The organism is Pseudomonadota bacterium (genome assembly GCA_018817425.1).
Classification (GTDB): Bacteria; Desulfobacterota; Desulfobacteria; order Desulfobacterales; family RPRI01; genus RPRI01.
The window spans coordinates 23,387-40,264 of the sequence record JAHITX010000015.1 but is presented as its reverse complement, the minus strand read 5'-3'; the positions used below and the strand labels follow the sequence as shown (position 1 = coordinate 40,264).

Here is a 16,878-nt window from a genome sequence, read left to right as displayed (position 1 = left end):
AAGGGAGGATTGCCATGGCATTTGAAGAGGTTAAAAATCAAATTTTAAAACCATATACAGATATTAATGGGACAACATATTATCCAGATATATTTTATGATGGTGGGGTTAGGCAAGATGTAAATGCTCCGAGGAAAGGTGGCCGTAAACACAATGGTGTAGATTTTAACTATAGAGATGCAAATGGCAACAGGGCTCCATTTATTAATGATTCGCACCCTTTTGTCGATTCACCTGTAAAAGGCAAAATAACCGATGTAAATAACAATTGGGGTATAGTTGAGATTACTGACGCAAATGGGAACAGGCATCGCATATGTCACCTTGACAGTTGGAATGTGAAAAAGGGTGATATCGTTGAAGCAGGTCAAACAATAGGTCAAATGGGTGGACGCGGTGACCAAAATGGTGATGGTATTTATGGAGCAAATGAATACCTCCCACATATTGACTATAAAATTTTGGGACCGAAGGGCCAGTATATAGATCCTGAAACATACTGGTTGTTTCCGTATCAATTATTTTTTTTAATTATGAAGAACTTATGAAGGAATATATTTTGCTTTTCGAATCCGCAACTTTAGCAACGCTACCAAACCTCATAGATCCTCTTATCCTTGATCTTGATGGCGATGGAATACAGACCACCGATGTTGAAGGCGGGACTTATTTTGACCATGACGGCGACGGTTTCGCGGAGCAGACAGGCTGGGCCGCACCGGGTGATGGGCTACTTGTGAGAGACGTGAATAAAAATGGAACTATAGACAGTGGTAAAGAGCTGTTTGGAGATCAGACTATATTGAAGAACGGAAGCAATGCTGTAAATGGCTTTCAGGCATTGGCTGATTTAGATGATAACGGAGACGGAAAGATTGATTCCAATGATGCTGTTTGGAGTGATTTGAAAATATGGCAGGATTTTGATGGGGATGGCCTTTCGGCCCCAGATGAACTGCATACATTAGAAGAAGTTGGGATTCAATCTATAAACATAGATTCAACACCTACCGGGGAAATCGATTCCGAAGGTAATATCCAGGCAAGAATTGGCAGTTTTGAAAAAACAGGCGGTAATATTGGTGAGATAGGAGGCTATAATCTCCAAAGAAACACAACTTATACGATAGCGGAAGTTTGGCTTGAAGTGCCGGAGGATATTGCTGCTCTGCCAAACTTACAGGCGTCTAACAATATTTACGAACTCCAACAAGCAATTGTAAGAGATTCAAGCGGGCAGTTGAAAGCAATAGTAGAACAATTCATTGCTACAACCGATGTCAATACCAGAAAGAACATAATGAATCAGATCATCTTCAGATGGGCTGGAACCGATGGTATTGCAGTAAACAGTAGAGGTGCAAATGTTGATGCCAAAAAACTTGCAACTCTTGAGAAATTCTTTGGGCAAGAATTTGTCGGAGCCAACGGCTCAAATCCAACCTCTGCGGCGGCTATTCCTCTTAACGAGTCATTCCGAAGGCTTTCAGAGATGTTTTATGCTCAACTCATGGTTCAGACACATCTCAAAGACCTATACAGTAAAATATACTACACATGTGATGATACCACACTAAAGGTAAAAGCAGACATGAGTGCAATAACAACCGATATTCAAGCTGCTCTATCTGACAATTATGATCAGGGTAAAACCCTTCTCTCAGAATTCAGCAGAATACTTCGAGGCCTTGGCGCACAAGATATGGTTGACTATCTCTCCTTCCGTGAGACCTTCATCTCACAAGACCCGTCTCTTGACTGGGTGATAGATAGCGGAGGATTGCCCGTTTATGATGAAAAGGGTGAAGGTCAGCGAACATGGTCACCACATATCGAAGGAACAAATAATGCCGATGCAGTTATAGGAAGCCTTACAGAAGGAGACGGATATATAAACGGCCTTGCTGGATCAGATGCAATATACGGCACATCACGTAACGAAACTCTTATTAATCGAATCGGAGACTCTATTCTTGTAGCCGGGGCAGGCAATGACCGTATCTGGGCAGGAGACGGTGATGATATACTGGACGGCGGAATAGGCAATGATCAACTCAAAGGCGAAGGCGGCAATGATACTTATATATTCCGTTTGGGTTCGGGACAGGATAAAATAATAGATACAGATTCCACGGAAGGAAATACGGACACAATCTGGATAGGAAGTAATCTTACGCCCGATGATATCACGTTAAGACGGGTGGGTAATAACCTGGTAGTAAAGATCAATAATACTACCGACACAATGACAGTGCAGGACTTCTTCAAAAACGACAGCCCATTAAACAGAGTGGAACAAATTCAGTTCATGGATGGTACAATATGGGATGTGGATGCAATATCCGACTTGATCTTAGTGCCCTCGGAAACGGATGATATTATTTACGGCACATCGGGTGATGATACACTACACGGGCTTGGAGGAAACGATACAATATATGGTACAGCCGGCAATGACTTAATTTACGGTGATTCAGGAAACGATACTCTTTACGGAGGTGCCGGAAATGATACGTATATTTTTAACAGAGGCAGTGGACAGGATATAATTGATGAAACGGATATGACAGCAGGCAATATTGACATTGTTGAATTCGGGGAAGATATTGCTCCATCCGATATCAAGATAGAACGTTCCGGAAACTATGATATTAAACTAAGCATTATCGATACGCAGGATTCTCTTTTAATAAAGGATTGCGTTTTAAACCATGACAGTGAATTTCGTAAAGTAATAGAGCAATTCAAGTTTGCTGATGGTACTGTCTGGAGCTCCGATACCATTAAAGAAATTCTGTTTTTAACCGGAACAGACGATAGCGAGTCAATCGCCGGATTTTCCGATCAGGATTATATTCAAGGCTTGGGTGGCAATGATTATTTGTATGGATTGGGCGGTGATGACACAATTGAAGGCGGTTCGGGCAACGATAGAATTTACAGCCACAGCGGGAACGATATCCTTACAGGCGGTGAAGGCGATGATACGTTATATGGTGAATCAGGCAATGATATTTATGACGGCGGTCAGGGGGACGATATTCTATATGGAAGCAACTCAAATGGATGGAATTACTATGGGCCAATGCCGTATACATATAACAGCGCGAACGGTGATGACATCTATTTGTTCGGAAGGGGATACGGGAATGATACAGTAGTTGATCGTGATAAAACACCGGGCAATATTGATACTATTTTACTTGGTTCCGATATTGTGCCTGATGATATTTTAATACAGCACAAGAAAAACGACCTGGTATTAACCATAAAAGATACTGGAGACAAACTTACGGTTTTAAACTGGTTCTTTGATGAAAGCGCCGAATGGCAGATAGAGCATATACAGTTTGCTGACGGTACGGTTTGGGATGTTAATGCAATTAAGGCGAAAGTACTTCTTGGAACAGATGCGAACGATATACTTATCGGATATAACACGGATGATATTATAAGCGGATTTAATGGGACTGATTTTCTTTACGGACGGAAGGGCGATGATACTATCTCTGGTGGAGCCGGTAATGACTGGATTTACGGTGAAGCAGGCAGTGATACTCTGTCCGGCAATGAGGATATTGATGTAATTTACGGAGGAGACGGAGACGACATTATCAATGGAGGAACCGGGGTTGATTATCTACATGGCGGTACAGGAAACGACATAATATCCGGGGATGAAGGCGATGATTTTCTTGAAGGAAACGAAGGCAGCGATACATTTATTTTTAAGGCCGGTTCGGGGCAGGATGTAATAAGAGGTTCTGACAGCGAAGTTTCAAGCATTGATACGATTCTGATTGATGAAGGCATTACAACTGATTCAATTCAAATTCGCAGAAATGAAGATGACCTTGTTGTAACCAAGAAGGATACCGGCGACAGCATGACAGTCGAAAACTGGTTTGCTGATGAAGGAAATGAATCTGAAAGGATTGATGAAATCCGGTTTGCAGACGGAACGGTTTGGGATATTGCAATGCTTAAGCAGCTTGCTCTTGAGGGTACTTCCGAAGCCGAGGTCTTAACAGGCTATAGCTCTGATGATATAATGGACGGAAAAGAAGGCGATGATGTGCTTACCGGAAAAACAGGCAATGACACCTATGTGTTTGCTCCCGGTTACGGAAAAGATATAATTTATGAAGCAGACGATCTATCGGCCGGTTTTGATACTGTTTTAATAAAGGATATACTGCCTTCCGAAGTAGAACTAAAAGCCAGCGGTTATGATCTTTGTATTGTGATAAACGATACAAACGACCGTCTTGAGATCAAAGACTGGTTTTTAGGCGAAAGAAACGGAATCGATCAAATTGTTTTTGAATCGGATGCAACAATCTGGACCAGAGATGATATTGAGGCCATGTCAAACACTCCGAGTGAGCTTGATGATACTATAATAGGTACCGTATATAGCGACGTTATTGACGGCGGAGGTGGGAATGACAATATCTACGGGCTTGAGGAAAACGACACACTGTTTGGTGGAGATGGCAATGATGAAATATACGGTGGAGAAGGTAATGACAGTATTTACGGAGGGGCAGGCAACGATTACTATCTTGATGCAGGCTCCGGAACAAATACTATTGAGGGAGGTCCCGGTGATGATGTAATCATAACGGAACAGGGTGAAAATACTATCTCGTTCGGACGCGGAGATGGTTTTGATACTGTTTGGTCCCGTTTCGTTGATAGCCCAGAATCCTATGACACCATAAAATTCGGTCCAGGAATAACACCCGATGATCTTTCAATTCAGTTGAGTGTTGAGGAGCAGGGAGGCGTATTTTATTCGGCAAGTGAAGAGCCAGTAATGAGTGTTATGGGTATTATCCCCGGAGGAGGTATACAGGTTAAACTTGCAATCGGTATAGGTAACAACGAGGGGATGCTTATCAATGCATCTGATGAATTGGGAGGTTTTGAAGCTACGGATCTTGCAATAAAGAAATTTGTTTTTGCCGATGGTCAGGAGCTTACACTGCAAGATATTATTACAAGGGCCGACAACGGTGTAATCGGCGATCAGTATGGCTGGGAGGGCAATGATTTTTTGCGCGGCAGCGTTGCGAACGACAACATATATGGCTATGAAGGCAATGACAGAATTGAAGCTTTGGGTCAAAACGATAATGTATCTGCCGGAAGCGGTAACGATGTGGTTGCAGGAGGTTTCGGCAATGATGACCTCTTTGGGGAAGCTGGTGATGATGTAATAGCCGGGGGTCCGGGTGAAGACTATATAGAAGGAGGAGCTGGCAATGATGTTTATGCGTTTAATCGCGGAGACGGCCTGGATTATATAGATAATAGTTATGACTGGAATGCCGGTGATGTGGATACAATATCTTTTGGCGCAGATATAAGCCCGGAAGACATTAAGGGATATATCGATGAGTACGGAGATCTTATGCTTCGTGTTGGGGAAAGTACGGATGAAATCTGGACTGATTTTTATTATGATACTAATCTTCCACCTGATGAAAGCAGCATAAGCCGTGTGCAGTTTATAGATGCAAATGGAAATGCACGAATATTCGATCTGACCGGAATTATCGAGTCGCTCAAAAATGATCTGATTCAGGCATACGATAATGATGAAGATCCCATCCCATTATTTACGGAAGCAACAAATGTTTTTGAAATCACAGGTACTGTTGATATGGCTGGAGGAGATTATGCGGTTGCATACGCTCAAACGGGGGATCTTTTTGCACAACCGGAAACTTATATTATGGGAGATTCGGATGATATAATAAACGCCAGAGCCGGTGATGACACTATTGATGCAGGAGGAGGAAATAACATAGTAAATGCAGGAGACGGCGATAACAATATTATTACCGGGTCCGGTGATGACCGGATTACTTCCGGAAGTGGTGATGACTTTATTTATGATGAAGGCGGGCAGAATAACATAAGCACCGGAGCGGGAAATGACTGGATTATCGTAGGCGCAGATACGGATATTATTGAAGCCGGTGAAGGTGATGACACAATTGAAGGACTTGGCGGAAACGATATCATTAGTGGCGGCTCAGGTGACGATACTTACTTTTTTAATTTGGGGGAAGGCAATCTTACTATAAATGACCTTGCCGATGTCACAGGCGGTAACCGAATCATATTAGGCGAAAACATAATACCCGATGATCTTAAACTGATTGCAGGACAGGACTCATTTACAATCATGGTAGGAGATCAGGGTGATTCCATAACACTGAATAGCTTTAACCCTGCCGACGTTTATGGAACAAGAGCTGTAAACAGCTATGAATTTGATTCGGGAGAAGTTCTTACATATGAGCAATTGATTGCCAAAGGTTTTGAAATTAGCGGAACCGAAACTGATGATTTGATATCCGGCACCAATACGAATGATACCATTACGACCTTTGGCGGAGATGATATTATTAACGCCGGACAGGGAAACGACACTATTGATGGTGGCAGCGGAAACGATACATACATATTCAATCTGGGAGATGGCATAGATACCATAATAGACGCCACAGCACAAAATGCCGGAAACATGGTTGAATTCGGCGCAGGAATTTCGATATCTGACTTAAATTTGAAGGTTGAAGATAATGCGCTTGTTATAGAAGTTGGCCAAAACGGCGATGCACTTCGTCTGGAAGGATTCAACCCTGATGATGCATACGGAGTACATGCGGTTGAAGAATTCAAGTTTAGTGATGGGTCGGTTTTTACTTACGCCGATATTCTCGGACTTGGATTTACTTTTACGGGAACAAGCGGAAGTGATGAACTTAGCGGAACGAGCGCAGACGACACCTTCATTCCAGGCACAGGAAACGATGATATTTACGGAGGTACAGGTAATGACAGCTATTACTTTAATACGGGGGACGGTGCAGATATTATTAATGACGAATCAACGCTTGAAGCGCCCAACACTTTAATATTCGGTGCAGGAATAATACCTGATGATATCCGTTTAAGCCATGATCCTGATTTAAACATTCTGATTATTACTCCCGGAAATAGTGGCGATTCAATAAGCATTACCGGCTTTGATGCAAATGATCCATATGGCTCGCATGCCATAGAGTACTTCCAGTTTGAGGGTGGTCAGATACTTACATATGGTGAGCTTATTGATCGCGGTTTTGATATTATCGGTGCAAATGAGGACGATATATTATCAGGAACTGCGGCAGTCGACAGAATTTATGGAAATTCCGGAAACGATACTTTAGCCGGCGGTATGGGAAATGATATTCTAACAGGTGGCGAAGGTGACGATACTTATATTTTCAACCAGGGCGATGGAATAGATATAATAGATGATATAGCTGATGCTTCGGAAGGCAACACCCTTGTTTTCGGGGAAGGCATTACTCTTGAAGATATGAACAGAAGCATCAGTTTTAGTGATGGCAAGCTGATCATCCGAATAGGAGAAACCGGAAATGAAGTTCATCTTACAGGTTTTGATCCCGATGAAGCGGATTACGGAACCCATGCTGTCGATAATTTCCAGTTTGCGGATGGAACGATTATAAACTACGAACAACTGGTTCAAAATACTTTCATTGTACAGGGCGGCAGTGGGGATGACAATCTCAGCGGAACAAATGTTACAGACAGGCTGTATGGATATGAAGGTTCGGATATTTTAAACGGAAATTCTGGCGATGATACGCTTACAGGTGGTACACAGGATGATACCCTTTACGGTGGAACGGGTGATGACACATATGTATTCAACATTGGTGATGGAGCAGATACCATTTACGATGTTGCATCGGCTGGAGAAGGAAACCTTATTTATTTCGGAGAAGGGATTTCAAGTGAAGACCTGTCGATTGCCCGTGAAGACGGTATCCTGACCATTAATGTGGGTACGGGGGAAGATTCCATAAAATTAATGAATTTTGATCCTTCAGAAACAAGCGGTTCTCTTACCGTGCGCACAATAGAGTTTTTTGACGGAACCACTATGAATGTTACCGATCTTCTCGGCACAGAAGGAGACGATATTATTACCACCGGCTCAGGCGATGATACAATAAACGGCAAGGGCGGAAATGATATTATTACGACGGGAGAAGGCAGTGATACTATTACCGGCGGAACCGGAAACGATATATTAAGCGGAGGTGCGCATAATGATACATATATTTATAATCTTGGCGACGGGCTTGATACAATAAATGACATATCTGCTCCGGGAGAAGGAAACAGGATAGTATTCGGACCAGGTATTGCCCCGGTTGATATAACACTTACCTTTGAAAACACCACTTTGAAGATAAATGTTGGAAACAGTGGAGACGGAATTCTTCTTCCCGGTTTTGATCCAAACGATGCAGCTACTGCCAAAGTAGTAGAAACTTTTGAGTTTGAGAATTTTACTGAAATAGCATTTGCTGATTTTATACAACAATACGGCATTCATATCACTGGAACTGATGGTGATGACAATATAACAGGAACTAGTGCTTATGACAATATTTCGGGTCTTGCCGGAAACGATATTATAAACGGCGGAACCGGAGCTGATGTTATGACAGGCGGTTTGGGCAATGACAGCTATTTTGTGGATAATACAGGCGACAGCGTTATCGAATCATTAAACGAAGGAGATGACAGCGTAAATACTTCTATAAGTTACAGCCTTCCCGAAAATGTTGAAAATCTTATTCTTTCAGGCTCAGATACTATAGATGGTACAGGTAATGATTTGGATAATAATATTACCGGAAACGCCGCCGCAAATATTTTGAATGGCGGGGACGGAGCAGATACTCTAAGTGGCAATGCCGGAGATGACTCAATTTACGGAGAGGGTGGAGCCGATATACTTTCAGGCGGAGAAGGTGTTGACCTGCTTTCAGGCGGTGCGGGCAATGATACCTATATTTTCAATATTGGTGATGGTTTTGATACAATCGAGGATACCTCCACGCTTGCTGAAGGCAATACAATCCTTTTCGGCGAGGGAATTACAGCAAGCGACCTCACACTTATAGACAATAACGGGAGCTTGTTGATAAATGTCGGCAGTAATGGCGATGCTATTAATTTGCTGAACTTTGATATAGACGAAATTGCCGGTTCCCTTGTTGTCCGAACTTTGCAATTTGCCGATGGCAGTCAAAAGAATCTTACAGATTTTTTCAATCAACCGCCGATTATTGAAAATCCGATTACTGATCAGATAACAATGGAGGATGCCGCTTTTAGTTTTACAGTTCCGGGCAACACTTTTTCGGATATCGATGCAGGAGACAGTCTGACATACAGTGCCACACTTGCCGATGGAACCCCACTTCCGTCCTGGCTGACTTTTGATGCGGAAACAATAACCTTCAGCGGCACACCAGTCAACGACAATGTCGGAATACTGCCGCTTAAAATAACGGCTACTGATACAGCTGGTGAGAGTGTATCGGATGAATTCAATCTTACAATAGAGAATGTTAACGATGCACCGGTTGTTGTATATCCGATTACTGATCAGACAACAATGGAGGATACCGTCTTTAGCTTTACAGTTCCCGGCAACACCTTTGCTGACATCGATTTAGGCGACAGCCTGACTTACAGTGCAACTCTTTCTGATGGAACCCCACTTCCATCCTGGCTGACATTTGATGCGGAAACAATGACTTTCAGCGGCACAGCGGTTGGTATTGGTACAAAATCTATAGAGGTAACCGCAACGGATAGCGCCGGAGTAAGTGTATCCAGTTCTTTTAATATAGATGTACAAATTAATGTCATTGTGGGTACTGAAAATGACGATAACCTGATCGGAACAATGCATAGCAACTTGATATACGGATTGGGAGGAAATGATACAATTGAAGCAGGAGACGGTGATGATATACTGACCGGCGGAATCGGAAATGATATTTTATACGGAGGAGATGGAAACGATCAATATATTTATAACACCGGAGACGGCCTTGATAGTATTTATGACAGCGCTGGAAGCGATACGATAATCTTAGGTACAGGGCTTGATTTCGACCATACTGTAATCAGAAAAGATGATACATATGCACATCTTCGGGTTCTTGACGAAGAAGGAAACGAGACGGATCAGGGAATTGATATAGTATTAAACCCTGATGGAACAATGCCTATTGAGAACGTATCCTTTTCTGGCGAACCGGAAATAGATATAAACGATTTTGTTATTGAATCGAAGGTTACCTGGGGAACAATATTTAACGACAATATACAGACAGGACGGCATGACGATACAATATACGGTTTTATGGGTTCTGATACAATCCATTCCGGATCAGGTAATGACACGATTTATGGCGGTATGGGTCAAGGGGCACTATTTGGCGAAGATGGCAATGATACCATTTACGGATCCTTATTTTCCGACACTATGGACGGAGGCAACGGTAATGATATTCTTTATGGAAACTCCGGCAATGACAATCTTATAGGCGGAAACGGTGAAGACTTGCTTTATGGTGAATCAGGAAACGATACGCTTTACGGAGGATCTGGAAACGATACAATAAACGGTGGCAGTGGCTCAGACAACATCAGGGGTGGCGCTGGCAACGACATACTTAACGGAGAGTATGGCAGTGATACTTATCTCTTTAGCAGGACGGATGGCAAGGACATCATAAACGAACCCGCCGGTTACTTTTTTAATTTTGATAATGATATTATCAAGATGACGGACGGAATATCTTCAACCGAACCTGTGATAGTAAAACAAGATGATGACCTTTATCTGTTCGTAGATGAAAACAACTATATGAAGATTACAGATCAGTTTGAAAATACATCCTGGTTTTACACAAACGGTATAGAACGCCTTGAAGTAACGGACGGGCAGTATATCACCCGGCAGGACATAGATAATATCGTAAACACAATGAGCGCAATCAATAACGATGCCGGAATGGATATAATACAGAAATATAACGCCATGCAAAACGACCAGACATATATTAATATTCTTTCTCAGAGCTGGCAGCAGGGATAGAAGAACGGTTCACGGTTGCCGGTTCACAGTTGACAGTTAACAGAGGGCACAGAGGGAATGCCATGGCGGCATGTAAAATACCGCCCTACGGGAGAATGAAACGTAGGGCGGGGTTTTATACCCCGCCGAAAGATGGTGGCGGTGCAATGCAAAATGGTAGTTAAATAACGGATGGTGCCAAAACACGGCGGCATGTGAAATACCGCCCTACGAGGGATTGAGACGTAGGGCGGGGTTTTATACCCCGCCGGATGATGACGGCGGTGTAATACAAAATGGTAGTAAAATTACGGATGGTGCCAAAACGTGGCGGCATGTGAAATACCGCCCTACGGGAGATGCGGGGTTTTATACCCCGCCGGAGGCAAATATGAATCATGCAATTTAGAGATCGTAAACATCCCCGTTTAAAAAATCAGGATCTCTATTCTGCGAAAGGTAATGTTGTCCATATTATTATTGGCACTCATAAAAGATGCCCATATTTTCATGATGCTGATATGGCAAGAGAATTATGTAACCTAATGATTGAAGTGGCAAGACAGGGAAACAATCCTTTATATGCTTATTGTATTATGCCGGACCATGTACATATCCTGACGGAACCATCCGATAATTTAAATGTCATTGAATTTGTAAAACATCTGAAAGGGAGATTTATATCGCATTGCCGTAAAAAAGGAAAAGGGATTAAATTTCAGAAAAGTTTTTATGATCATATTCTTAGATCGGATGAAGATGTTTATACGGTTACAAAGTATATAATTGGGAATCCGGTGAGGGCAGGAATAGAAATAAGGTTTGGCAATTATCCATATGCAGGATCATTGGAATTTAATTTATAGGATATGCGTGGCGGCATATAAAATACCGCCCTACAGGTGGGATTGGCGGGGTATAAAACCCCGCCCTACGGGAGAATGAAACGTAGGGCGGGGTTTTATACCCCGCCGAATGATGTTTGTGGCGTAACGAAAGATGAAGTTTAAACAATATATTGTGCCATATCGTGGCGGCATGTGAAATGCTGCCCTACTTTTTGATATTTGGGTTGTGGGGGAAATAATTGGTCAAATTCGCTCGTCCTTTAAAGGTCTTTTTTTTTGTTCGTTATTTACTACCGGCTTTGCTGCTGATTATATCAAATATTTCCTTATCAAGAGCAGAAATGCTTACCTATCATGATGCCGTTAAAAATACCTTGAACAATTCTGCACGTATCAGAGTTAAGATTGAAGAAATTAATATTTCGAACGCAACATACCGCCAGAACTTTGCAGGCTTGTATCCGGAAATTACTGCAAACAGCCGCTTTGAAAAATACGAAAATCTCGATAAGAATAATAATCAGGGAATCAAATCCATCTCAAACGAAATAATCGGCGGTGAAACAAACGCATGGAGATCAAGCATGTACCTGTGGGGTCAGTACTATCTTTCGCATTGGTACAAAAAGAGATTTGAAGTTGGTTATTATGAAAAATTAAAAGATGCGAGTTATTATGATTGCGATATAGAAACCAAAAAGCTGCTTTTAGAGCTGACTGATGCTTATAGTGCAGCAGCTGAAGGAAAGATCAAAATAGGTTATGCTGAAAAGACCTTAAAGCTTTTGCAAAGTATTCTGAACTTAAAGGAAAATGCCTTTGCCGGTGGTCAGACAGCTTACGAAGATGTCCTGAAGGCGGAAGCGGAAATTGCTGATACAAAACGGCAAATATCTTCTCTGAAGAAGGAACTAAATGAGAATCTTGAGCGTTTGAGAAGCTATATTGGTATGGATTACAGTAATGAACTGGAATTTGAATTACTGGCTTCTGATAGCAGAATGCAGATTGTATCATTTACTAAGCTTATTGAAAATACACCGGAATACAAGGCACGCATGGTTGAGCTTGAAGCCTTAAGACTTAAAGAGAAAGCAGATGCGAACAATTACTTGCCTGATATTTCACTTTACGGGCGCTATGACTATTATGGCAACGACCCGGATAATCTTGAAGGCTCTATGCGGGATATCCGGGAAACTTCATATTCGGCAGGAATCCTGATTAGCCTTCCACTTTTTGACGGTGGTGTGAGAAACTGGGAGCGCAAGAAAAGCATTTTTGAACTAAGAAGACAGGAAGAAACCATTAAAGCGGTTATTGAGGAAAAGGGCCGGGATATCAAAACGCTGTATGCCGGGTATGTAGAACTGTCAAAATCCCTGGAGCATTACAAGAAACTATATGACAGGTATAGTAAAATTTTAGATATCACTAAAATGGCAAACGGTTTTGGGGAAAGAAGCATGATAGATATCATGGAAGTGGAAAAAGATGCTCTTGCAGTTTTGCGTGATTTGAAGATTGCACAACATGCTGTTGCCATATATGAAAAGCGGCTTGCACTGGAAACGGATTATAAACAATTTATTAGTGAGTATTATGGAAACCGGGCTTACAAGTATTGAAGTAGTATCGAAAATTCATTCTGTAGTAATCGATATGCAGGCTGTAAAAAGGCGCTATTTTGTTGAAGAAGAGCTGAAGCCTGAAGAAATATTGAGGATACTAAAAGATCACAGTATACGTGCAAGGTATAAAAAACTTAAATCCACCGATGAGCTTTTAAAGTACCCAACACCATCTATAATTATTTCACAGGATGGAAATTACCATGTCCTTGCGGGCAAAAAAGATGATAAGTTTTTCGTTTTTGACTGCGTTGAGAAAAAAATGAAGGAGATGAATGCTGAAGACTTCGATTCTTTCTGGAACAATGAAGCAATCGTAGTATATCCTAGATTTACCAAAACCGAATTTTATCTTAATATCAAATGGCTTTTCAAGGAGTTTTTCAAGCACCGGCCCGTTTTTTCAGCTGTTATTCTTTCATCCTTATTTATACAGACATTTGGCCTTGTTACCCCGCTTTTTATTCAGGTTATCATCGATAAAGTACTTGCCCATCACGCTTTGACTACTTTAAAAGTTGTGGCCGGCGCTTTTATGATTATTCTTTTGTTCGATACCATATTAAACCTAATGCGAAATTATCTTTTATACCACACGGCAAATAAAATCGATGCAAGTCTAGGAGCAAAAGTATACCGGCACCTTTTATCTTTGCCGTTTCGATATTTTGAGGTTAGAAAAGTTGGAAATATAATAGCCAGGGTTCGTGAGCTTGAGAATTTAAGACAGTTTATGACGAATATATCGCTTACAGTACTCCTTGATACCGTTTTTTCAGTCTTGTTTGTCGTAATCATGGCTATCTACAGCGTCTATCTGACTTTAATCGTACTTTCGTTTGTAGCTGCCATTGCTCTGATCTCCATTATAGCAACTCCGATGATCAAGGCAAAACTTGAAGATAAATTCCAGAAAGGCGCTGCCTCACAGTCTTTTCTGGTTGAATCGATCACCGGCGTCCAGACCATAAAGTCTTTGGCGATTGAAGGCAAAATGATAAAGGACTGGGAAAACAAACTGGGCGATTATATATTCTCGGCATTTAAACTTTCCAATGTGGGTAATGTCGCAGTTACTCTTTCGCAGATGCTTCAAAAGACGATGACACTGGCTGTAATCTATTTCGGAGTTGGCCTGGTCTTTGACGGCAGACTCAGCGTGGGTCAGCTTATTGCTTTTCAGATGTTCGGATCGCAGTTGAGCGGACCGATACTGCGTCTTGTTCAGATGTGGCAGGACTTTCAGCAAGCAAAGCTTTCGCTGGACAGAATCGGGGATATTATAAATACGCCCCCGGAAGTTGTGGGCGGAGCGATTACGGTCAAGCAGCTAAAAGGAGGCATTACTGCAAAGGAAGTATCCTTTCGTTATGCAACAGATGGTCCGCTTGTACTTGATCGAATAAATTTTAATATCAATCCAGGCATGATGGTAGGCATTGTGGGCCGAAGCGGCTCCGGTAAAAGTACGATTGCAAAGCTTATTCAAAGACTTTATCTGCCTGTGGAAGGTTCGATTTTGATTGATGGCGTTGATATAAAACATCTTGATCCGCTTTTTTTAAGGTACAGAACAGGAATAGTATTGCAGGAATGTTTTTTGTTTAGCGGAACAATTAAAGAAAATATAGCTATGGCATCGCCTGATGCGGATATGGAACGTATAATCCAGGCAGCCCGGGCCGCAGGAGCCCACGATTTTATATCGGAAATGCCCACAGGCTACGATACCTATGTTGAAGAGCGTGGAACATCCTTGTCGGGCGGCCAGAAGCAGCGGATTGCCATTGCAAGAGCGCTTATTACAAACCCGAACATACTTATTTTTGACGAGGCAACAAGCGCTCTGGATTACGAATCGGAGCGGATTATCCATAAAAATCTGAACATGATCAGAAAAGGCAGAACGGTTATCTTTATTGCTCACAGGCTTTCGGTCATGCGGGATTGTGAATTGATTATTGTATTAGACAAGGGAAAGATTGTGGAAACCGGAAATCAGGAATCGCTGATGCGTCAAAACGGGCTATATGCTTATCTCTATAAACAACAGGAGGAAAACCGCCTGTGAAAAACAACGATTACCACGATTTTAAACCCATAATAGCAGAAATTGAGGACCGCCCCGTTAATCCTATAGGAACATATTTTCTCTGGACGATAATCTCACTAATGGTTGTTGTTATACTTGGTTTGTACTTTGTAAAAGTTGATGTGGTCGTAACCGCGCAAGGCAAAATTGTTCCTCTGGGTGATGTTAAGGTAATGCAGCCTTTGGAAACAGGAGTTGTGACTGCCATTCATATTAAAGAAGGAGATTACGTAAAAAAGGGCGACATTCTGCTGGAAATAGATCCATCAGTTGATACTGCCGATCTTGAAGGCAAGGAAAGAAATCTGGAATCTTCAAAGCTTGCTATGGAGCGTATCGATGCAGTTTTAACCGGAAAAGACTTTTTACCGGCAAGTAATGAAACGCAGGAAGAAACCGTTAGTGCACAGATTGCCCAGTATGAGGCTCAGAAAAATATATACGTATCAACCCTTAAGGAAAAAGAAAAGGAGTATGCAGAAACTCAAAGTGCGCTTTATAGTCTTAAAAATGAAATGAAAAATATAAACGGTTTGATTGCGATTACCAGAGAGGATGAAAAACGACAAAAGGCACTAGTAGAGATAGGAGCACTTGCCGATAATCGATACCGGGAAAAAATGAAAGAGAGAATGAATCTGGAGAAAGATTTGGGCGTCAAGACCGGTCAATCGGAACAAACAGCTATAATGCTTAACAGGATCAGGGATGAAATAGAAACTTTCAAAAGTAATTTTGAAGATAAGCTCCTTTCGGAGTTTTCAGCAAATATGCAGAATAAAAATACTCTTGAAGCTGAAGTCAGCAGCATAAGATTTAAGCAGGGAAAAAGGTTTATCATATCTCCGGTAGATGGTATTGTCCATATTTTAACTGTGAAAACAATTGGTGGTATTGTTACGACAGCTCAGCCAGTAGTCAGCCTTGTACCCGAAAACATTCCTTTGGTGGTTAATGCCGTTGTTATGAACAAAGATATTGGTTTTGTAAATGAGGGGCAGCGCTGTGTAATTAAAGTGGAAACTTTCGACTTTCAGAAATACGGCACAATCGAAGGCTTGGTTGAAACTATCAACCCGTATAGCCTGGAAGCCGGCAAAGATAATAATGAAGAAAAAGAAAAAAAGAGCGAAATCGGAGGCTACCCGGTTCGTTTTAAACTTTTAGCAAAAGAGCTTAAAACCAAAAATGGCGCAGTATATTCCCTGAAGCCCGGAATGTCAGTTACTGCTGAGATTAATGTAGGCAAACGGCGGGTAATAGAGTTCTTCCTTTTCCCAATTATACGATATCTTGATGAGGGGTTGAAAGTAAGGTAAGGGGTTTATTGGG

At 41.8% G+C, this 16,878-nt stretch carries 6 protein-coding genes; all 6 read left to right on the top strand.

Annotated elements, in window-relative coordinates:
- Positions 1-14 precede the first annotated feature (14 nt).
- The 6 genes from KKC46_04005 to KKC46_03980 all read left to right on the top strand — a co-directional run bounded on the left by KKC46_04005 (position 15) and on the right by KKC46_03980 (position 16,865).
- Positions 15-548, top strand: a complete 534-nt coding sequence (locus tag KKC46_04005) for a M23 family metallopeptidase (GenBank protein ID MBU1052977.1) — start codon at positions 15-17, stop codon at positions 546-548.
- On the top strand, positions 545-10,996 hold the full coding sequence (locus KKC46_04000; protein ID MBU1052976.1) for a putative Ig domain-containing protein: 10,452 nt from the start codon (positions 545-547) through the stop codon (positions 10,994-10,996). The genes KKC46_04005 and KKC46_04000 overlap by 4 nt, the downstream gene beginning before the upstream one ends.
- A 377-nt stretch (positions 10,997-11,373) precedes the next feature.
- Complete coding sequence (locus KKC46_03995; GenBank protein MBU1052975.1) at positions 11,374-11,841, top strand: transposase; 468 nt, start codon at positions 11,374-11,376, stop codon at positions 11,839-11,841.
- 221 nt (positions 11,842-12,062) lie between these two features.
- Positions 12,063-13,451: a TolC family protein gene (locus KKC46_03990; protein ID MBU1052974.1), complete on the top strand. Its 1,389-nt coding sequence runs from the start codon at positions 12,063-12,065 to the stop codon at positions 13,449-13,451.
- On the top strand, positions 13,426-15,525 hold the full coding sequence (locus KKC46_03985) for a type I secretion system permease/ATPase (protein ID MBU1052973.1): 2,100 nt from the start codon (positions 13,426-13,428) through the stop codon (positions 15,523-15,525). Before KKC46_03990 ends, KKC46_03985 begins: the two co-directional genes overlap by 26 nt.
- The gene (locus tag KKC46_03980; GenBank protein MBU1052972.1) at positions 15,522-16,865 is read left to right on the top strand and encodes an HlyD family type I secretion periplasmic adaptor subunit; all 1,344 of its coding nucleotides are present in this window, start codon (positions 15,522-15,524) and stop codon (positions 16,863-16,865) included. Before KKC46_03985 ends, KKC46_03980 begins: the two co-directional genes overlap by 4 nt.
- Positions 16,866-16,878: the final 13 nt, after the last annotated feature.

Coding starts and splice junctions, on each gene's coding strand:
- KKC46_04005 (MBU1052977.1), top strand. CDS start 15: ATGGCATTTGAAGAGGTTAAAAATCAAATTTTAAAACCATATACAGAT.
- KKC46_03995 (MBU1052975.1), top strand. CDS start 11,374: ATGCAATTTAGAGATCGTAAACATCCCCGTTTAAAAAATCAGGATCTC.
- KKC46_03985 (MBU1052973.1), top strand. CDS start 13,426: ATGGAAACCGGGCTTACAAGTATTGAAGTAGTATCGAAAATTCATTCT.
- KKC46_04000 (MBU1052976.1), top strand. CDS start 545: ATGAAGGAATATATTTTGCTTTTCGAATCCGCAACTTTAGCAACGCTA.